Annotated in this window: 18 protein-coding genes and 6 tRNA genes; 23 read left to right on the forward strand and 1 reads right to left on the reverse strand. The window is 51.6% G+C overall.

The window, feature by feature from the left end; translation table 11 throughout:
* Positions 1 to 56 precede the first annotated feature (56 nt).
* The 9 genes from eno (at position 57) to rpoS (ending at position 7,501) form a co-directional block, all read left to right on the forward strand.
* Positions 57 to 1,355 carry a phosphopyruvate hydratase gene (eno, locus tag BZG74_RS02915; protein WP_077771265.1) on the forward strand — a complete coding sequence of 433 codons (1,299 nt, stop codon included), beginning with the start codon at positions 57 to 59 and terminating at the stop codon, positions 1,353 to 1,355.
* A gap of 158 nt (positions 1,356 to 1,513) precedes the next feature.
* Positions 1,514 to 1,792, forward strand: coding sequence for a cell division protein FtsB (gene ftsB, locus BZG74_RS02920; protein ID WP_077771266.1), 279 nt, complete (start codon positions 1,514 to 1,516; stop codon positions 1,790 to 1,792).
* Between the two features lie 42 nt (positions 1,793 to 1,834).
* Complete coding sequence (gene ispD / locus BZG74_RS02925) at positions 1,835 to 2,551, forward strand: 2-C-methyl-D-erythritol 4-phosphate cytidylyltransferase (RefSeq protein WP_268794288.1); 717 nt, start codon at positions 1,835 to 1,837, stop codon at positions 2,549 to 2,551.
* Positions 2,548 to 3,030 (forward strand): 2-C-methyl-D-erythritol 2,4-cyclodiphosphate synthase, encoded by a 483-nt coding sequence (gene ispF, locus BZG74_RS02930; protein WP_077771267.1) that lies wholly within the window; start codon positions 2,548 to 2,550, stop codon positions 3,028 to 3,030. Before ispD ends, ispF begins: the two co-directional genes overlap by 4 nt.
* Positions 3,027 to 4,061 (forward strand): tRNA pseudouridine(13) synthase TruD, encoded by a 1,035-nt coding sequence (gene truD, locus BZG74_RS02935; protein ID WP_077771268.1) that lies wholly within the window; start codon positions 3,027 to 3,029, stop codon positions 4,059 to 4,061. The genes ispF and truD overlap by 4 nt, the downstream gene beginning before the upstream one ends.
* Positions 4,045 to 4,782 carry a 5'/3'-nucleotidase SurE gene (surE, locus tag BZG74_RS02940; RefSeq protein WP_077771269.1) on the forward strand — a complete coding sequence of 246 codons (738 nt, stop codon included), beginning with the start codon at positions 4,045 to 4,047 and terminating at the stop codon, positions 4,780 to 4,782. Before truD ends, surE begins: the two co-directional genes overlap by 17 nt.
* A gap of 85 nt (positions 4,783 to 4,867) precedes the next feature.
* Positions 4,868 to 5,488, forward strand: coding sequence for a protein-L-isoaspartate(D-aspartate) O-methyltransferase (locus BZG74_RS02945; protein WP_077771270.1), 621 nt, complete (start codon positions 4,868 to 4,870; stop codon positions 5,486 to 5,488).
* A gap of 34 nt (positions 5,489 to 5,522) precedes the next feature.
* The gene (locus tag BZG74_RS02950) at positions 5,523 to 6,425 is read left to right on the forward strand and encodes a peptidoglycan DD-metalloendopeptidase family protein (RefSeq protein WP_077771271.1); all 903 of its coding nucleotides are present in this window, start codon (positions 5,523 to 5,525) and stop codon (positions 6,423 to 6,425) included.
* 101 nt (positions 6,426 to 6,526) lie between these two features.
* Positions 6,527 to 7,501, forward strand: coding sequence for an RNA polymerase sigma factor RpoS (gene rpoS, locus BZG74_RS02955; RefSeq protein WP_077771272.1), 975 nt, complete (start codon positions 6,527 to 6,529; stop codon positions 7,499 to 7,501).
* 126 nt (positions 7,502 to 7,627) lie between these two features.
* On the opposite strand, the gene mutS is transcribed toward rpoS, so the two are convergent.
* Positions 7,628 to 10,174, reverse strand: coding sequence for a DNA mismatch repair protein MutS (mutS, locus tag BZG74_RS02960; RefSeq protein ID WP_201247347.1), 2,547 nt, complete (start codon positions 10,172 to 10,174; stop codon positions 7,628 to 7,630).
* A 144-nt stretch (positions 10,175 to 10,318) separates the two neighbouring features.
* Here mutS and BZG74_RS02965 point away from each other — a divergent pair, with 144 nt between their 5' ends.
* The 14 genes from BZG74_RS02965 to BZG74_RS03030 all read left to right on the forward strand — a co-directional run bounded on the left by BZG74_RS02965 (position 10,319) and on the right by BZG74_RS03030 (position 20,363).
* Entirely contained in the window at positions 10,319 to 10,804 is a 486-nt protein-coding gene (locus BZG74_RS02965; RefSeq protein ID WP_077771372.1) for a CinA family protein, read from the forward strand.
* A 132-nt stretch (positions 10,805 to 10,936) separates the two neighbouring features.
* Positions 10,937 to 11,986 carry a recombinase RecA gene (gene recA / locus BZG74_RS02970; RefSeq protein WP_077771274.1) on the forward strand — a complete coding sequence of 350 codons (1,050 nt, stop codon included), beginning with the start codon at positions 10,937 to 10,939 and terminating at the stop codon, positions 11,984 to 11,986.
* Positions 11,986 to 12,450 carry a regulatory protein RecX gene (locus BZG74_RS02975; protein WP_235605699.1) on the forward strand — a complete coding sequence of 155 codons (465 nt, stop codon included), beginning with the start codon at positions 11,986 to 11,988 and terminating at the stop codon, positions 12,448 to 12,450. The genes recA and BZG74_RS02975 overlap by 1 nt, the downstream gene beginning before the upstream one ends.
* Before the next feature lie 128 nt (positions 12,451 to 12,578).
* On the forward strand, positions 12,579 to 15,161 hold the full coding sequence (gene alaS / locus BZG74_RS02980) for an alanine--tRNA ligase (protein ID WP_077771275.1): 2,583 nt from the start codon (positions 12,579 to 12,581) through the stop codon (positions 15,159 to 15,161).
* Between the two features lie 438 nt (positions 15,162 to 15,599).
* Entirely contained in the window at positions 15,600 to 15,797 is a 198-nt protein-coding gene (gene csrA, locus BZG74_RS02985) for a carbon storage regulator CsrA (RefSeq protein WP_077771276.1), read from the forward strand.
* A 198-nt stretch (positions 15,798 to 15,995) separates the two neighbouring features.
* Positions 15,996 to 16,088 (forward strand) — tRNA-Ser (locus tag BZG74_RS02990).
* A 24-nt stretch (positions 16,089 to 16,112) separates the two neighbouring features.
* A tRNA-Arg gene (locus BZG74_RS02995) sits at positions 16,113 to 16,189 on the forward strand.
* An 8-nt stretch (positions 16,190 to 16,197) separates the two neighbouring features.
* Positions 16,198 to 16,290 (forward strand) — tRNA-Ser (locus tag BZG74_RS03000).
* A gap of 31 nt (positions 16,291 to 16,321) precedes the next feature.
* Positions 16,322 to 16,398 (forward strand) — tRNA-Arg (locus tag BZG74_RS03005).
* Positions 16,399 to 16,453: 55 nt separating this feature from the next.
* Positions 16,454 to 16,530 (forward strand) — tRNA-Arg (locus tag BZG74_RS03010).
* 27 nt (positions 16,531 to 16,557) lie between these two features.
* Positions 16,558 to 16,634 (forward strand) — tRNA-Arg (locus tag BZG74_RS03015).
* Positions 16,635 to 17,145: 511 nt separating this feature from the next.
* A complete protein-coding gene (locus tag BZG74_RS03020) occupies positions 17,146 to 17,400 on the forward strand; it encodes an OadG family transporter subunit (RefSeq protein ID WP_077771277.1) in 255 nt (84 codons plus the stop codon).
* 32 nt (positions 17,401 to 17,432) lie between these two features.
* Entirely contained in the window at positions 17,433 to 19,223 is a 1,791-nt protein-coding gene (gene oadA, locus BZG74_RS03025; RefSeq protein WP_077771278.1) for a sodium-extruding oxaloacetate decarboxylase subunit alpha, read from the forward strand.
* A gap of 9 nt (positions 19,224 to 19,232) precedes the next feature.
* Positions 19,233 to 20,363 (forward strand): sodium ion-translocating decarboxylase subunit beta, encoded by a 1,131-nt coding sequence (locus BZG74_RS03030; protein ID WP_077771279.1) that lies wholly within the window; start codon positions 19,233 to 19,235, stop codon positions 20,361 to 20,363.
* Positions 20,364 to 20,436: the final 73 nt, after the last annotated feature.

A 20,436-nucleotide genomic window follows, 5' to 3' on the forward strand; every position in this document is an offset into this window, starting at 1 on the left:
TGAACGTAGGCAGCCGCTTTTATTTTTAAAAACAATGACAGACGAGAGGAATCACAATGTCTAAGATCGTTAAAGTTCTAGGCCGTGAAATCATCGATTCACGCGGTAACCCAACCGTTGAAGCTGAAGTACACCTAGAAGGTGGCTTTGTCGGTATGGCGGCAGCACCTTCAGGTGCATCAACGGGTTCTCGCGAAGCGCTAGAACTGCGTGATGGTGACAAGTCACGTTTCATGGGTAAAGGCGTTCTAAAAGCGATTGAAGCGGTTAACGGCCCAATCGCCGAAGCCCTACAAGGCAAAGACGCGAAAGCCCAAGCCGATATCGACCAAGTGATGATCGATCTCGACGGCACTGACAACAAATCTAAATTTGGTGCGAATGCTATTCTGGCGGTGTCTCTTGCTAACGCAAAAGCAGCCGCGGCTGCGAAAGGCATGCCTTTGTTTGAGCACATTGCTGAACTAAACGGCACTGCGGGTCAGTTCTCAATGCCTCTGCCAATGATGAACATCCTTAACGGTGGTGAGCACGCGGATAACAACGTTGATATCCAAGAGTTCATGATCCAGCCTGTTGGCGCGAAAACTCTGAAAGAAGCACTGCGCATCGGTGCGGAAGTATTCCACAACCTAGCAAAAGTACTGAAAGCCAAAGGCCTAAGCACTGCCGTGGGTGACGAAGGTGGTTTTGCACCGAACCTAGAGTCAAACGCTGCTGCACTTGCTGCGATTAAAGAAGCGGTTGAGCAAGCAGGCTACGTGCTGGGTAAAGATATTACCCTCGCGATGGACTGTGCGGCGTCTGAGTTCTATGACAAAGAGCAAGGCATCTACAACATGAAAGGTGAAGGTAAAACCTTCTCTTCAGAAGAGTTTAACCACTACTTGGCAAAACTGGCTGAAGAGTACCCAATCGTGTCTATCGAAGATGGCCTGGACGAGTCTGACTGGGACGGCTTTAAGCACCAAACTGAATTGCTGGGTGACAAACTTCAGCTAGTCGGTGATGATCTGTTCGTAACCAACACCAAGATCCTAAAAGAAGGCATCGACAAAGGTGTGGCGAACTCTATCTTGATCAAATTCAACCAAATTGGTTCTCTGACCGAAACGCTGGCAGCGATCAAAATGGCGAAAGACGCAGGCTACACAGCTGTGATCTCTCACCGTTCAGGTGAAACAGAAGACGCCACCATCGCTGACTTGGCGGTAGGTACAGCGGCAGGCCAAATCAAAACCGGTTCGATGAGCCGTTCTGATCGTGTGGCTAAGTACAACCAGCTAATCCGTATTGAAGATGCGCTGGGTGAAAAAGCACCATTTAATGGTCTAAAAGAAGTGAAAGGCCAATAATCGGCACTTAAGCACTTTTTGCTAAAAAGCCGTCCCGTTTAACGGGGCGGCTTTTTTCATTTAGGAAAACCATGACACCAGCCAGCGGATCCGCTAGCCTATGCGGTTAGTCAATCAGGGTGTGAATACCCTGAGCCGATATTGGAAGGAGTACAGGTATGAGGCTGCTATCGGTTGCACTGTTTCTCACGCTGGTGTGGCTGCAGTACGAACTGTGGCTGGGTAAAAATGGCGTGACAGATTATTGGCAAATTGAAGCCAATGTCGCCGTACAGCAACAAGCCAACCAAAAACTCGTTAAGCGTAACCAGCAAATGTACGCAGAAATTGCGGATTTGAAGCGTGGGCAAGAAGCGATTGAAGAGCGCGCACGCAATGAGCTGGGCATGATAAAGCCGAACGAGACATTTTTCCGATTAGTCGATAAATCCCAGTAACTGACAGCCGTTGACTGGCGGTACAACCAAAGAAGATAACTTGTGGTCGAACAACCCCCCTTGCAGCACAACACCGCTTTAAAGCCCGGAATAAGCGCCGTGGTACCTGCCGCAGGTGTCGGCAGCAGGATGCAAGCTAGCTGCCCGAAACAATACCTTCCTCTAGCCGGCAAAATGCTGATTGAGCATACCGTTGAGCGTTTACTCTCTCACCCTGCCGTGGCTGACGTGATCATCGCCATTGGTGCTGACGATAGCTACTTTGCGCACACTCGCTTGAGTGAGCGTCCGAATGTGCGTGTGGTCTTGGGTGGAGCGACGCGTGCCGCGTCGGTGCAAGCTGGACTCGATGTGGTCAATACGCAATGGGTGATGGTGCATGATGCCGCACGCCCTTGTGTGTCGCATGCCGATATCGACGCCTTGATTAAACAGGCGCAATCTCACCCGGATGGCGCCTTACTCGCGGCGCCGGTTAGAGACACCATGAAGCGTGCGGACGCGCAAGGGCAGGTGGCTCACACTGTTGAGCGTGAGGCGCTTTGGCATGCATTGACCCCACAAATGTTTTTAACCCAAACGCTAATCCAGGCACTTAATGTGGCAGGAGATCAGGTGACTGACGAAGCGTCTGCCGTTGAAGCGCTTGGGGGGAAGCCTGTGCTGGTCCCTGCCAGTGCCAGCAACATTAAAGTCACCCACCCTGAGGATAAGTTTTTGGCCGAGTTTTACCTTTCACAACAAGAAGGCAAATCATGATTCGAATTGGACATGGGTTTGATGTACACAAATTTGGTGGTGATGGCCCAGTGATCATTGGTGGTGTGGCTGTGCCTTATGAGCAAGGTTTGGTCGCGCACTCGGACGGTGATGTGGCACTCCACGCCCTGTGTGATGCGCTGTTAGGCGCGATTGCTGCCGGTGACATTGGCCAGCATTTCCCAGACACCAGTGATGAGTGGAAAGGCGCCGACAGCCGTATGCTGCTGCGCGACGTCTACCGCAAAGTACAAGACAAAGGCTATTGCTTGGGCAATGCAGATATCACTATCATCGCGCAAGCGCCGAAAATGGGCCCACATATCGACGCAATGCGTGAAGCCATCGCCAGTGATTTGTGTGTGACGGTGGATGCGGTTAATGTCAAAGCCACCACCTCTGAGCGTTTGGGGTTTACCGGACGCAAAGAAGGTATTGCCTGTGAAGCGGTAGTTTTACTCAACAAAGAGGCTGTATGACGGACTTACTCGCACCCTTGGCATATTTACATGGTCAGCCGACCCAGTCTGGCACCTTAAAAGCGTCACCGGACGATTTTATTGTCTCGGAATCCCTGGGTTTCACCCCATCAGGTCAAGGTGAACACTTTTTAGTGCGGATTAAAAAACGTGGTGAAAATACCAAATACGTCGCCAATGAGTTGGCAAAAGCCTGTGGTGTCACCTCACGACAAGTGAGTTGGGCTGGGCTAAAAGATCGTCACGCCGTGACTGAGCAATGGTTCAGTGTTCATCTGCCAGGTAAAGCGGATCCAGATTTAACCGCGTTTGTCCAAAGCCATCCGGGGGTAGTCAGCATTGAAGGGACAGCCCGGCATCAGCATAAACTGCGTCCTGGCGATCTGACCGGCAATCAGTTCACGCTCTGCATTCGTGATCTGGCGTCGCCACAGGCTTTAGTGCCGCGCTTAGCCGCGATTGCCGAGCAGGGCGTGCCCAACTACTTTGGTGCACAGCGCTTTGGTCGTGATGGCAATAATGTTGAGATGGCACGCGCTTGGGGACGTGGAGAGATAAAAGTCCGTGACAAAAGCAAACGTAGTTTTTATCTCTCAGCAGCCCGGTCACTGCTGTTTAATCAAGTCGTCTCTGCACGAATAGAGGCGGATGCCTTTACCTCTACCTTGGCGGGTGACCTGTGTCTCGACGCGCAGCAGCAAACGTACTTGGTTGAGCAGGCGGGGCAGTGTCATTCTGCGATCACCGGCCCTCTGACCGGCGATAATGCGTTGCCCACTGAGGGGCAAGCACAGCACTTTGAGCAAGCGGTGGTCGACAAAGAGCCTGAGCTATTAGCCGTGATCCGTGATAATCGCATGCGTCATGACCGTCGTGTGTTGTGTTTATTGCCGCAAGCGATGAGCTGGACACATGATGCTGACACCCTCACCGTGAGTTTCTTTTTACCTGCAGGGGCCTTTGCCACCGCGGTGATGCGAGAGTTAGTCGTCGCGAGCCCACAAGGAGAGCACAATGCGAATATTGATTAGTAACGACGACGGTTACCATGCCCAAGGGATCCAAACCTTGACCGAGGCGTTATCGACCATCGCAGATGTGGTGGTGGCCGCGCCGGATCGTAATTGTTCAGGTGCGTCAAATTCACTGACATTGGAAAACCCCTTACGCGTACGCGAGCTAGGGCCACAGCGTTATGCGGTACAGGGCACCCCCACCGATTCAGTGCATTTGGCACTAAGGCAATTGGTCCCTTGGGAGCCGGATTTTGTGATCACCGGCATTAATCATGGCGCTAATCTGGGGGATGACGTGCTTTACTCGGGCACGGTCGCGGCGGCGACAGAGGGCTTTTTCCTGGGCGCACCGGCCATTGCCGTGTCGCTTTGTGGTCGCCAGCATTTTGAGACAGCCGCGCACGTCGTGAAACAATTCTTAGCTAAGAATCAGCGCCATGCTGCCCCGAGTCATCGTTTGATCAATATTAATGTGCCCGATGTACCAATCGATAGCTTAGAGGGGTGGAAAGTGACCCGTCTTGGCGCCCGCCATCACGCCGAAGATGTGATAAAACAAAGCGACCCGCGGGGCAAACCGATATACTGGGTCGGTGCGCCAGGTCAAACCCAAGATGCAGGGCCGGGAACCGATTTTCACGCCATCGCGGCGCAGTACGTTTCTATTACGCCACTGCAGGTAGACTTAACCGCTCATGATACCCTAGGCGTGTTTTCACAATGGTTAAGTGAGTAAGCGGCAAACACGTCATCGTTGGTGAGCCGCATTGAGGCGGCAACCGTTTCAATAGACTTATACTCAGTGATAAAGGAAGCAGACGTTGAGTCAAGCGCAATCACTTATTCAATTTTTGCAGCAACAAGGTGTCACAGACACCGATGTTTTAGACGCCATGCAGGCGGTGCCCCGGCATTTATTCGTCTCTGAAGCCATGACCCACCAAGCTTATGGTAACAATGCGTTACCTATTGGATGGGGACAAACTATTTCACAACCTTATATTGTGGCTAAGATGACATCATTGCTCAATTTGCGACGCGATAGTCGCATTTTGGAAATTGGCACTGGATCCGGTTATCAAACGGCGGTCCTCGCTAACTTGGTTGATCACGTTTATTCTGTCGAGCGGATCAAACCATTACAAATGCTAGCCAAACGGCGCTTAAAGCAGCTAGATATTTATAATGTGTCGACAAAACATGGAGATGGTTGGCAAGGGTGGCCGTCGAAGGGCCCTTATGATGCGATCATGGTAACAGCGGCCGCGGCCCACGTGCCCGATGCCTTGTGCGATCAGCTCAATGATGGCGGCGTGATGCTTATTCCGATTGGTGATGATGAGCAAATATTGATGCGCGTCATTCGCCAAGGCACCACTTTTCACACCGAGACAGTTGAATCGGTTAAATTTGTTCCCCTGGTGGCAGGTGAGCTGGCATAAACTGTCTCAGAGATGGAGCTGTGTTTAAAAACAGATGAAAATCGCGCTTTTTCTGTCACTGTTAGTTGTTATATCTGGTTGTTCCTGGCATGGACCGGCTCCGGTATCCAGTGTGACACCAGACTATACCAGCGTTGATAGGGGCAGCTATCGCGGCAGCTATTACGAAGTAAAACAGGGCGATACGCTTTATTATATCGCCTACATTACTGATCGTGATATCGATGACATTATCGAGCACAATAATCTACAGCCTCCTTATACTATCTACCCTGGGCAAACACTGGCGTTGTGGAAGCCTGCCTACCAACGCCCTGATGTGGCCAAAGCCACATCAGGCGCCACAAATGTGGCCTCTGCCACAACTTCAGCTGCAAGTGCGGGGGCAGTAGCAGCATCTTCTAGAAAAGACGCTAACCCTGGCAAATTTGAGGGTAAAAAGAAGTCTAAAACCGCGAGTGAACGCACAAAAGGCGTTGAATCGGGGTCATCGTCGAGGTACAGTCAAACGAAAGAAAAAAGTAAACAAGCTGTTAATAAGCGGACCGCTAGCTCATCCAACCAACAGATAAGCTGGCAATGGCCAACCAGAGGCCGGATGGTGTCCCGATTTTCTAGCACAGAGCGAGGCAATAAGGGCATAGATATTGCTGGACAACGAGGACAGGGCATTCAGGCAGCGGCAGATGGAAAAGTCGTGTACGCCGGAAGTGCACTTCGGGGTTACGGTAAATTAATAATAGTGAAACACAATGATGATTATCTAAGCGCCTATGCGCACAATGATAGTTTTTATGTTTCAGAAGGCCAAGCTGTCAACAAGGGGCAGAAAATAGCTTCAATGGGCAGTTCTGGTGCAAACAGTGTTCGGTTGCATTTTGAAATTCGCTATAAAGGAAAATCGGTCAATCCGTTACATTATCTGCCAAAGCGGTAGCACAGGATAACCAAGGTGATATCGCCGCAGCCACCAATGTTACGGGGCCGGTATAAGCAGAAATGAGTTCTGCTTAGCTGCTACGTCATAAGGGAGGCGCTATGAGCCAAACAAATACCGCAAAGAAACTGGACGGCTTGAATCAAGACGTTGAATTCGACACCGTAGAGGCACAAGCCGAGGAGGTGCTCGAAGAAGTCGAAGAGGCAGTACAGCAACAAGCGGCCACTTCAAAGGCCTCTGATGCCACCCAACTCTACCTGAGCGAAATTGGCTTCTCGCCACTGCTTACCGCTGAAGAAGAAGTCCTCTATGCGCGCCGAGCGCTGCGTGGTGATGAAGTCGCTCGCAAGCGTATGATTGAGAGCAATCTTCGGCTCGTGGTGAAAATCTCACGTCGCTATTCTAACCGAGGTTTAGCGCTGCTGGATTTGGTTGAAGAAGGAAACCTCGGCCTGATCCGTGCGGTAGAGAAGTTTGACCCTGAACGCGGCTTCCGTTTTTCAACTTATGCAACCTGGTGGATTCGTCAAACCATTGAACGCGCCATCATGAACCAAACACGCACCATTCGCCTGCCTATTCACGTGGTGAAAGAGCTTAACGTGTACCTGCGTACTGCACGCGAACTGGCGCAAAAGCTTGATCATGAACCGACCGCTGAAGACATCGCGGCTCAGCTTGATAAGCCGGTAGAAGATGTGAACCGGATGCTTCGTCTTAACGAGCGTATTGGCTCTGTGGATAACCCCATTGGTGGCGATTCAGAAAAAGCCTTGCTAGATATCATCCCAGATGAGAAGCAAGACGGCCCAGAGTACACCACACAAGACGATGACATGAAAAAGTCGATTGTGCAGTGGCTACAAGAGCTCAACCCTAAGCAGCGAGAAGTGTTATCACGTCGTTTCGGGCTTTTGGGTCACGAAGCGTCAACACTGGAAGATGTGGGACGTGAGATTGGCCTAACCCGCGAGCGAGTACGTCAAATCCAGGTGGAAGGGCTACGCCGTTTGCGCGACATGTTGACGCATCAAGGGCTGAGCATTGAATCGCTCTTTAACGTTGAGCAATAAACGCGCTGTCAATCTCGCATCAGTCATAGCGCGAGACTGACAATCATAGACGTAAATGAAGGGACAGCGATGGCTGTCCCTTTTTATTGGCGGTCATGATGGTTCGCAAGATGACGGCGCGGCTGATTAGCGAGATTGCTGTAACGCCTTGAGGGCATAGAGGGCATCTAGGGCTTGGCGCGGCGTCATCTCATCGGGGTTTAAGGCATCGACTGCGTTATCCAGCTCGCTGGGTTCAGGCAGCAAGGCGAGCTGAGCGGATGCTGGGTCACCGACCGTTTGTTCAGCATGAACCGTTTGGTGACCGCTTTGCTCCAGTTGTGCCAGTTTGTGCTTGGCACGACGAATCACCGGCTTGGGAACGCCAGCGAGGCTTGCAACCGCCAAGCCATATGATTTACTGGCCGCCCCTTCCTGCACAGCGTGCATAAACGCAATGTCATCGCCATGTTCCATGGCATCAAGATGCACATTCACTAAGCCTTCCATTTGCCCTGGCAGTTCGGTGAGTTCGAAATAATGGGTGGCAAATAAGGTCATCGCTTGGATTTTCTCTGCCAACCATTCCGCGCTGGCCCACGCCAAAGATAAGCCATCGTAGGTGCTGGTACCGCGGCCAATCTCGTCCATCAACACCAAGCTGTTAGCGGTTGCATTGTGGAGAATATTGGCGGTTTCTGTCATTTCCACCATAAATGTGGAGCGGCCGGAAGCGAGATCATCAGAGGCACCAATACGAGTGAAAATACGATCGACGGGCCCAATGGTTGCACGATCGGCGGGCACATAAGCACCAATATGACTCAGCAAGGTGATCAACGCGGTTTGGCGCATATAAGTGGATTTACCCCCCATATTCGGTCCGGTAATGATCAACATTCGGCGCTCAGGGCTTAAGGCAATAGGGTTAGGGATAAAGGGGTCACTCATTACTTGCTCTACCACTGGATGGCGGCCAGCTTCGATATCGATGCCCGGCTTATCGGTGAGCACTGGGCGATGATAATTGAGTGTATCTGCTCGCTCGGCGAGGTTACACAGTACATCGAGCCCAGAGAGCGCTTCAGAGGCATGTTGCAGCTGGGCCAAGTGTGGCAGTAATAAATCAAACAACTCTTCCCACAGCCGTTTCTCTAACGCTAATGCATTAGAACGAGAGCTTAAGACTTTATCTTCGTGCTCTTTCAATTCGGGGATAATGTAACGTTCTGCATTTTTAAGCGTTTGTCGGCGGATATAGTGCGCGGGCACTCGGTCGCTTTGCGCGCGGCTAATTTGAATGTAAAAGCCATGGACTTGGTTATAACCCACCTTCAGGGTATCGATGCCATATTGTTCGCGCTCGCGGGTTTCTAGTTCTTCTAAGTAGCGTGATGCACCTTCCGATAAGTCGCGCCACTCATCCAGTTCCGCGTTGTAACCTGGCGCAATCACGCCGCCATCACGGATCACTACCGGTGGGTTTTCGACCACTGCGCGGTTGAGTAAGTCTTGCAGCTCTGGCATCGGTGTGGTGGCAGTGAGGTAATCAGAAAACGCACTATGATCCAGCTCGGTGAGCAGTGCCTGTACTTCAGGTAGCTGTGCTAACGCGGTGCGCAGCCGTGCCATATCACGCGGGCGAGCGGATCGCATTGCCAAGCGAGCCAGTACACGTTCAATGTCGCCAACTGGTTTGAGTGCGGCGCTTAAATCGATGTAAAGACCACTATCAAGCAGCGCACCGATTGCATCCAAACGCTGGTTGAGCACTTGAGGGTCGCGCAGGGGTTGATGGAGCCAACGCTTCAGTAAGCGACTGCCCATCGGCGTCGTCGTGCGATCCAAAACGTCAGCCAGCGTATTGTCGCTACCGCCAGCAAGGTTTTGGGTGATCTCTAAATTACGCCGTGTGGCAGCGTCCAACACCACAGAGGTGTCTTGCTGATCTTTGATGATGGCACGAATATGGGGGAGCGCAGTGCGCTGTGTTTCTTTGGCGTACTGCAACACACAGCCAGCGGCACAGAGCCCCAGCGTACAGTCTTCCACGCCAAAACCGACTAGATCGCGCGTGCCAAATTGACCGGTCAGTTGACTGCGAGCAGTGTCGAGATCGAACTCCCAAATCGGTCGACGCCTTGCGCCGCGGCTCACCGCAAGTAAATCAGGGTAGGGAAAGTCTTCGGGGTATAGTAGCTCTGCCGGTTGCGTGCGTTGCAGCTCGGCTTGCATTTGTTCGTAAGTCGCAGGCTCAGTCAGTACAAATCGCCCAGAGGTAATATCTAAGGTGGCGAAGCCAAACTGCTCATTATCACAAGTCAGTGCGGCGACCAAGTTATCAACCCGTTCGCTAAGCAGCGCTTCATCCGATACCGTACCGGGGGTGACGATTCGTACTACCTGGCGCTCAACCGGCCCTTTACTGGTGGCCGGCTCGCCAATTTGCTCACAAATCGCCACCGGCTCACCCAATTGCACTAACTTAGCTAAATACCCCTCCACGGCATGAAAGGGCACACCCGCCATGGGGATCGGCTCACCGCCTGAGCTACCGCGCTTTGTTAGCGAAATATCCAAAAGCTGAGAGGCACGTTTGGCATCGTCGTAAAAGAGTTCGTAAAAATCCCCCATGCGGTAGAACAGCAGCTCTTCAGGGTGCTGCGCTTTGAGTTTGAGGTACTGTTGCATCATAGGGGTGTGCTTTTCGAGCGCTTGTACTGTCACGACTAGACCTGCAAAATGGAACGTTGAAAAGGGTAGGTAGAATACGTGATCGTACGGCAAAGGGTAAAGTTGCGGTACTGGTTTCTTCACCCTCAACAAAAGGAGTGAATGGTGGAACAGTTATTCTCGCTAGCAAAGCAACTCGGCGACGCCTTATTGGATGCGGGCTTAACGGTGACCACCGCAGAGTCTTGCACCGGTGGCGGTATTGCTTACTGCTTGACGGACGTGCCGGGTAGCTCGCAGTGGCTTCAGCAAGCTTGGGTCACCTACAGCAACCAGGCTAAGCATCAACAGGTGCATGTGCCAGACGATTTATTGACCCAATACGGTGCGGTGAGTGAGCCTGTGGTAACGGCCATGGCAGAGGGCGCACTCAATGAGGCTGCCGCTGACTTGGCGATTGCTGTTAGCGGTGTCGCTGGTCCGAGTGGTGGCAGTGCGGATAAACCTGTTGGCACCGTGTGGTTCGCATGGGCTTGGCATGGCGGCGAAACCGACACTGAAGTGTGTCATTTTGAGGGTGATAGGCGCGCGGTCCGTGAACAAACGGTCGCACATGCCTTGTCACATGCTCTGACGCGCTTGTCTCCGTAACTGGAGGCGTGTCGCATCACAAAGATTTTTTCTGTACAGGGCTAGACACTGTATAAATGGACAGTATACTTAGCCCCAATTACTGATAGCTTTCATCGCATAGCGATAGCGTTTTATTTCCTGGAGACTGAAATGGACGATAACAAAGAAAAGGCGCTCGCAGCCGCACTCGGACAAATCGAAAAGCAATTTGGCAAAGGCTCAATCATGCGTCTGGGTGATGACCGCACGATGGACATCGAAACCGTATCGACCGGCTCTTTGTCTCTCGATATCGCCCTAGGTGCAGGTGGCCTGCCTTTTGGTCGTATTATCGAAATCTATGGCCCAGAGTCATCAGGTAAAACCACGCTAACGCTAGAAGCGATTGCCGAAGCACAAAAAATGGGTAAGACCTGTGCCTTTATCGATGCTGAGCATGCCCTTGACCCTATTTATGCGCGCAAGCTGGGTGTGGATATCGATAACCTTTTGGTCTCTCAGCCAGATACCGGTGAGCAAGCGTTGGAAATCGCTGATGCACTGACACGCTCGGGCGCTGTCGACATGATCGTGATTGACTCGGTCGCGGCATTGACACCTAAAGCTGAGATTGAAGGCGAGATGGGTGACTCACATATGGGTCTGCAAGCGCGTATGCTGTCACAAGCGATGCGTAAGCTCACAGCCAACATCAAAAACAGCAACACCATGATGGTATTCATCAACCAAATTCGTATGAAAATTGGTGTGATGTTTGGTAACCCAGAAACCACAACTGGGGGTAACGCGTTAAAATTCTACGCCTCGGTTCGCCTGGATATTCGCCGCATTGGTGCGATTAAAGAAGGTGACGAAGTGGTGGGCAACGAAACCCGCGTAAAAGTGGTAAAAAACAAAGTGGCTGCGCCCTTTAAACAAGCTGAGTTCCAAATCCTTTACGGCCAAGGCATTAACTTGCAAGGTGAATTAGTGGACTTGGGCGTAAAACACAAGCTGGTAGAAAAAGCCGGTGCTTGGTATAGCTACAAGGGCGATAAAATTGGCCAGGGCAAAGCAAACGCCTGCAAATACCTAAAAGAAAACCCGCACGTTGCTGAAGAAATCGACACCACCTTACGTGAGATGCTTTTGCAAACCGCGCTAAATAACGAAGCGGTTGACGCGAATACGGAGGCAGAAACCGAGGACGACCAGCTGTAATGGCTGCGTCGTGCCAAGAAGTAGCGGTGGGCTTGTTGGCCCGCCGTGATCATTCTGTTCACGAACTGCAGCAAAAACTGACTCAACGTGGGTTTGATCAAGACACGATTGCGCTGACCCTTGATGAGTGTCTCGCACGTGGTTGGCTTGACGACTCACGTTTTGCCGCCAGCTTGTTGCGCCAAGGTGTGAGTAAGCACCATGGCTGGTTACGTATTTGCCAAGACGCCAAGCGTAAAGGTATAGACACTGAGTTGTTAGCACGCGCCGAACAAGAGCAGGACGTCGATTGGTATACGCTAGCCAGAGAAGCCGCACAGCGCAAATATGCCGATCTAGATGGTCGCCTTCCGCCAACGGACCAAAAGGGAAAAGCGAAGCGCATGCGCTTTTTACAGTCACGTGGCTTTAACTTTGATCAAATCCAATACGCACTCAGTTACGATCCGGACACGCATTTCTAGACCAATCCCATTCTGTCTCTTTTCCGCACGCGATCGGTTGTTTACAATGGCGTAAATAAAACCATGCTTCCATCGCGTCACGACCATATCTGGTTGCTAACGCAATAGTCGATTATCAGGATTAGCCAATGTATATGAGCACTGATGAGATCCGTACAGCGTTTCTCAAGTTCTTCGAAAGCAAAGGGCACCAGATTGTGCCTAGCTCGTCGCTCGTGCCAGCCGATGACCCAACGCTTTTGTTCACCAACGCAGGAATGAACCAGTTTAAAGACACCTTTTTAGGGGTTGAAAAGCGTGACTACACGCGCGCAACGTCAGCACAGCGTTGTGTGCGTGCGGGTGGTAAACACAACGACCTTGAAAACGTCGGTTTTACCGCGCGCCATCATACTTTCTTTGAAATGCTGGGTAACTTCAGCTTTGGTGATTATTTCAAAAAAGAAGCCATTGCGTTTGCTTGGGAGTTTCTCACTGAAACCATTGGCTTACCAAAAGAAAAGCTGTTGGTAACTGTATACGAAACCGATGACGAAGCATTTGATATTTGGCATCAGCAAATTGGTGTCCCAGCGGATCGCATTGTGCGTATCGGAGATAAAGAAGGCGGTAAGCCTTACGAGTCAGATAACTTCTGGCAAATGGGCGATACTGGGCCATGCGGACCATGTAGCGAAATTTTCTATGATCATGGTGAGCATATCTGGGGCGGCCCTCCAGGGACGCCAGAAGAAGACGGTGACCGCTTCATCGAGATCTGGAATATCGTCTTTATGCAGTTTAACCGCCAAGCAGACGGCACCATGGAAAACCTGCCTAAGCCGTCAGTGGATACCGGCATGGGGATTGAGCGGATTGCGGCAATCAAGCAGGGCGTCCATTCTAACTATGAAACCGATGTTTTCCAGCAATTGATTAAGCAAGTCGCTGACATCATTGGGGTTGAAGATCTCACTAACCAGTCTTTGCGTGTGGTAGCTGACCACATCCGCTCGTGTGCGTATTTGATTGTTGATGGCGTGATGCCTTCTAACGAAGGGCGGGGCTATGTGTTGCGCCGAATCATTCGTCGTGCGGTTCGTCATGGTAACAAGCTTGGCAGCAAAGAGGCGTTTTTCTATAAGCTGGTTGGCCCTCTCGCCACCATCATGGGCACAGCAGGTGAAGATCTGCGTGCACAACAAACCATGGTGGAAAAAGTGCTCAAGATTGAAGAAGACAACTTTGGTCGCACCCTTGAGCGCGGCATGCTGATGCTGGAAGAAGCGCTCGACAAAGTCAAAGGTGACGAGCTTGATGGCGAGACGGTGTTCAAACTCTATGACACTTACGGTTTCCCGGCAGACTTAACCAATGATGTAGCACGTGAGCGTGGTTATCGGATTGATGAAGCTGGCTTTGAAGCAGCGATGGAAGCTCAGCGTCAGCGTGCGCGGCAAGCCGGGCAGTTTGGCACCGACTACAACCAAGCAATAAAAGTCGAGCATGGCTCTGATTTCTGCGGCTATACCGGGACGGAAGGCTCCGGCAAGATCACGGATATTTTCGTTGAGGGAGAGCCTGTTGATAGCCTTGTTTCAGGCGTTCAGGCAGTGGTGATCCTTGATCATACGCCTTTTTATGCCGAAGCCGGTGGCCAATGTGGCGACACTGGAGTGATTGACACTGACCAAGGGCGCTTCACCGTTACCGATACACAAAAGGTTGGTCAAGCGATTGCGCACTACGGCAGCTTGGCGGAAGGGCAATTGAATGTGGGGACACAAGCAACCGCACGGGTCGATGCTGCGCGTCGTCACGCGGTAGCGATGAACCATTCTGCAACCCACTTGCTTCATGCTGCGCTACGTGAGGTACTGGGTGAGCATATTGCTCAGAAGGGGTCTTTGGTTCGCCCTGACGGCTTGCGTTTTGATTTCTCACACCTTGAGCCGGTCACCGCCGATGAACTCAAAGCGGTTGAGCGGATCGTGAACCAGCAAATTCGTCTAAACAACCCCGTACACACTGAGGTGATGGACATTGACGCGGCCAAGCAAAAAGGCGCGATGGCACTGTTTGGTGAGAAATACGATGATCAGGTGCGCGTATTAAGCATGGGCGACTTCTCTATCGAACTGTGTGGCGGGACCCACGCGACGCGTACAGGCGACATCGGGATGTTTAAAATCGTCTCTGAAGCGGGTATCGCGGCCGGTGTGCGTCGTATCGAAGCCATTACTGGGCAAGCGGCCATTGATAGCGTTTATGAGCAACAGGCGGACTATGAAGCCAAGCTTGACGATGCCCAGAGCAAAGCGAAAGCGCTAGAGAAACAAATTCAGCAGCTTAAGCAGAAACTGGCCGCACAAGAAAGTGCTGGGCTGATTAATCAAGTCCGTGAGCTAAACGGGGTAAAAGTGCTGATTAGCCAGCTTGATGGCGCGGATAACAAAGCACTACGTAGCATGGTAGATGATCTGAAAAACCAAATGGGCAGTGGCATTGTGCTGCTCGGCAATGTGGCCAACGACAAAGTCGGCCTTATTGCGGGGGTGACTAAAGATCTGACCGGCACGGTAAAAGCGGGTGAACTGGTCAACTTTGTTGCGCAGCAAGTAGGTGGCAAAGGTGGTGGTCGCCCTGATATGGCGCAAGCCGGTGGTAGTGATGTGAGTGCACTGCCGAGTGCGTTAGCCTCTGCGGAGACGTGGCTCGCTGAGCAAATTTAAGCCAACTTTGTTTTTCCACAAAAGTCAAGAGGGTTGCGTATTGCGACCCTTTTTTGTGATCTAGATTAATAATTGCACTTTTTTTCTGATTCTGTATAGTGCAACGCCTTAAGCGACGCACTGGCGTAAGACGTGATACTGGTTAGATTTTATCGCCACGCCAGCCAATGCAGTACAGATTTCTCTTACACTGTTATCTCAGGTCAATCGCCTTCTCGGCTAACGGCATGATGATAAAACAGTAAATTTCTCTGCCCCTTTCTGGATATGGTTTGATAATTCAGCCATAGTGTGAAGACGGACGTTTTGGCGCCCGTATTGGCATCATTAGCAGGGAAAGAATCCAACGATCACAGGTAACGAGCCGATACGCTGGCGGGTTATCTGGCTCAGACACTAATTGAATAAGTAAAAGATTGATACTCAAGGAGTAGAAGCATGCTGATTTTAACTCGCCGTGTGGGCGAAACCTTGATGATTGGTGATGAAGTGACTGTCACCGTACTGGGTGTGAAAGGTAACCAAGTCCGTATTGGTGTGAACGCACYGAAAGATGTTTCGGTACATCGCGAAGAGATCWACATGCGTATTCAGGCCGAGAAAGGCGCGCCTGCAAGTGGTCAAAACGACTACTAACAAGGCAAGAAAAGGTCGACTTAGGTCGGCCTTTTTTATCGCTGCTTTTTCCATAAAATCAGAATGAAGCGGCGATAAATCCAACAATAAAATCAGGCTGTGGGTGATAATTGTCCATTTGTTGGTGACAAGACGATTTTTGCCAGAAAAGTGTTTGACATATATGTGGCTCAAAGTAATATGTGCACCCGCAGCGACGGTGAGGTGGCCGAGTGGCTGAAGGCGCTCCCCTGCTAAGGGAGTATACGGTTTGTAGCCGTATCGAGGGTTCGAATCCCTCCCTCACCGCCATGTTGTTGCAAGCAAGATAGATGCGCGTCCGTAGCTCAGCTGGATAGAGTACCTGGCTACGAACCAGGCGGTCGGAGGTTCGAATCCTCCCGGACGCGCCACTACTTGCGGTGAGGTGGCCGAGTGGCTGAAGGCGCTCCCCTGCTAAGGGAGTATACGGTTTGTAGCCGTATCGAGGGTTCGAATCCCTCCCTCACCGCCATGATTTACAAGCCTGCCTTGTAGTAAGATGTGCGTCCGTAGCTCAGCTGGATAGAGTACCTGGCTACGAACCAGGCGGTCGGAGGTTCGAATCCTCCCGGACGCGCCATCTCTTCACGGAAGACCCGCAAGATTGTTCATGATGAACGTAAGATTGTCGACACGCGCTCGTAGCTCAGCTGGATAGAGTACCTGGCTACGAACCAGGCGGTCGGAGGTTCGAATCCTCCCGAGCGCGCCATCTTCAATCCTAAGCAAATCCGTCAGCGCGTCCGTAGCTCAGCTGGATAGAGTACCTGGCTACGAACCAGGCGGTCGGAGGTTCGAATCCTCCCGGACGCGCCATTTTGCTTCTCTTCGCGATCTCCCCTTGTGACATGACTCTTCACCAATCGTGCAAAACAGACAGTTTTCGCGTCTTTACCCTTTTCTCTGTGCCGTCGTCTTATTGCAATACGCTTATCAGCTGACTGTTTATCATCTCGGAATGCCTATCAGTAACGTGCTTTCAACGATTTTGGTCGCTTTCGGAAAAACGCTTTTTCCAAAAATGCCACAGTCGTGATACTGGCATCGCTTTTCTATACGGTGGTGCCTAGCCGAACGCCGTTGCTACTTGCCCGCTGACCGTGAGTTTGCATAAACATCCAGTTTATCCATCTTTTTTAATCAGTGAGTGAAAATGCCCATTAACGGACGTTATGAGGTAACAAAAACGCAATAGTCAGATTGTCATTTATGCGAATTGTTAGTATTTTGAACGCCGATGATGAATTTGCCACCAAGATAAATGGATAATAACGGGGGCAATCACTGCTTAGATGTAAGCAATGGTGAGTGTGACAAGGAAGAAACCATGGATTTAGGCCCGCTTTTAGAACAGGCAACGATGCTGATGTTAACCGGCATGGTTGTCGTATTTGTATTTCTCTCGATATTGATTTTTTTGGTCCGCCAGCTGGAACGTTTTGGCGACCCTATTCCCCCTGCCGCGCCTAAAGCGGCCTCTCAGCCCAATACCCAAGCAGCATCGGATGCATCACAGCCTTCGCCGGATGTGGTTGCCGCGATCACTGTGGCTGTTCAGCAGTACCGCCAACGTCACCGTTGAGTGGTAAGGCACATATAAAAAAGGAGTTTGTTATGTCTACGCCGTTAGCTATTACCGATGTGGTATTGCGTGATGCCCATCAGTCGTTGTTTGCCACACGTCTGCGTTTGGACGATATGTTGCCAATTGCCGCCGAGCTCGATCAAATCGGTTTCTGGTCGTTAGAAACCTGGGGTGGAGCGACTTTCGATGCATGTATTCGTTACCTGGGTGAAGATCCATGGGTGCGGTTACGAGAGCTTAAAAAAGCGATGCCAAATACCCCGATGCAGATGCTGCTACGTGGTCAGAACCTGTTAGGTTATCGCCACTATGCCGATGATGTGGTACACAAGTTTGTTGAACGTGCGCATGCGAACGGTATGGATGTTTTTCGTATCTTTGATGCGATGAACGATGTGCGCAATTTCCAAGCGGCAGTGGGCGCTGCAATGGAAGTGGGTGCTCATGCACAAGGCACCATTTCTTACACCACCAGTCCTGTGCACACCATGGACACTTGGACCGACTTGGCCAAGCAGCTGGAAGATCTCGGCTGTCACTCGTTGTGTATTAAAGACATGTCTGGTTTGCTCAAGCCTTACGAAGCTCATGAGTTGGTTAGTCGCATTAAGGCAGCGTGTGATATTCCTTTATCTTTACACTGTCATGCGACGACAGGGCTATCAACTGCCACCGCCGTCAAAGCGGTGGAGGCGGGGCTCGATGTGCTCGATACCGCTATTTCATCCATGAGCCAAACCTACGGACATACTCCAACGGAAACCGTAGTGGCGATGCTCGAAGGCACTGAGCGCGAAACGAACCTCGATCTGAACAAGCTAGAGTCGATTGCCGCTTATTTCCGCACTGTGCGTAAGAAATACGCGCAATTTGAGGGTCAACTCAAAGGGGTGGACTCGCGTATTTTGATTGCGCAAGTGCCAGGTGGCATGTTGACCAATATGGAAAATCAGCTCAAAGAGCAGGGCGCCGCCGACAAAATGGACGAGGTGTTGGAGGAAATTCCACGGGTTCGTGAAGACTTAGGCTACATTCCTTTAGTGACCCCGACCTCGCAAATTGTCGGCTCTCAGTCGGTCATTAACGTGCTAACCGGTGAGCGTTACAAGAGTATTACCAAAGAAACGGCGGCTCTTTTAAAAGGAGAATACGGGAAAGCACCCGCGCCGGTTAATGCCACCCTCCAGGCTCGCGTGTTAGAGGGTGAAGAGGCAATCACCTGTCGTCCCGCTGACAAGCTAGAGCCTGAAATGGAGGCTTTGACCCAAGCACTGACCGACAAAGCTGCGGCCGAGAATGTCACCTTGGCAGAGCAGACCATTGATGATGTGCTGACCTATGCCTTATTCCCGCAGGTGGGGTGGAAGTTCTTACAAAACCGAGGCAACCCTGAAGCCTTCGAACCGGCACCAACCGGGGAGCCAGCCTCTGCGCCCGCTGCCCCTCAGCCATCAGGCAGTGGCGACGTGGAAACCTACAGTGTGCGTGTCAATGGGCAAGTCTATCAAGTCGATGTGGGGCCAGATGGGGCGCTGGGTGATATCCAGCCAGTGAGTCAGGTGTCGGCGTCGGCGAGTGCGCCAGCTCCTCAAGCTGCGCCAACCAACCTTGAGCCAGTCACCGCACCTCTAGCCGGTAACATCTTTAAGGTGATGGTCACCCCTGGGGAGCATGTACAGGAGGGTGATGTCCTGATCATCTTGGAAGCGATGAAGATGGAAACCGAAGTACGCGCCGCCCATGCGGGCACCGTCCAAGACGTACAAGTGAAAGAAGGCGATGCTGTTACCGTCGGCATGCCGTTATTGCACTTAGGATAAGAGGGCAGCATGGAAGGATTAATGATCCTGTGGTCAGAAACTGGACTGGCAAACTTCCAGTGGCCACAGCTTGTAATGATTGCCGTAGGCTGTCTATTGCTCTTTTTGGCGATAAGGCGTGGGTTTGAGCCACTACTGCTACTACCTATCGGTTTTGGCGCTATATTGGCGAATATACCCAACGCCGGCTTTAACGAACCGGGCGGCCTGCTCTACTACGTCTACCATGTCGGGATTGATACTGGCGTGTTCCCCCTGCTGATCTTTATGGGCGTGGGGGCGATGACTGACTTTGGCGCACTGATCGCTAACCCGCGTACCTTGTTGCTTGGCGCGGCGGCACAGTTTGGTATTTTCGCCACCTTGTTTGGCGCGATACTGCTTAACTTGGTACCAGGCATGGAGTTTAGCCTTCAAGATGCTGCTTCCATTGCGATCATTGGTGGTGCGGATGGGCCAACGGCAATCTTCTTGGCGAGCCGATTATCACCGGATTTGCTTGGAGCTATCGCCGTCGCAGCCTATAGCTATATGGCACTGGTGCCCATTATTCAGCCACCAATCATGAAGTTGTTTACCTCTGATAGCGAACGCAAGATTGAGATGAAGCAACTCCGTCATGTGTCGAAAACTGAGAAAGTCCTATTTCCGCTGGCGGTGCTGATGATGACCATCTTGTTCTTGCCCTCGGCGACACCGCTGGTTGGTATGTTCTGCCTCGGTAACTTGATGCGAGAGTGTGGCGTCGTGGACCGCTTATCCGGAACCGCCCAGAATGAGCTGATCAACATTGTCACCATTTTCCTTGGTCTGGCGGTAGGCTCCAAATTGGAAGCCGATAAGTTTCTTCAGTTTGAAACCTTAGGCATCTTGGTATTGGGCGCAGTGGCGTTCAGCATTGGCACCGGGACTGGAGTATTAATGGCCAAACTCCTTAATCGCTTTAGCCGTGACCCTATCAACCCATTGATAGGTGCGGCTGGTGTGTCAGCCGTGCCGATGGCGGCTCGAGTGGTGAACAAAGTAGGACTCGATGCCAACCCACACAACTTCTTGTTAATGCATGCAATGGGGCCGAACGTGGCCGGTGTGTTGGGCTCTGCGGTCGCGGCTGGTATCTTGTTGGCCTTGGTGGGCTAATACCTGGGTGATTTGACACCGGAGCGACAAAAAGAAAATAGCGGTAGGCATTGAGTCTGCCGCTTTTTTTGTT

It is taken from the genome of Salinivibrio sharmensis (genome assembly GCF_001995985.1).
Taxonomy (GTDB): domain Bacteria; phylum Pseudomonadota; class Gammaproteobacteria; order Enterobacterales; family Vibrionaceae; genus Salinivibrio; species Salinivibrio sharmensis.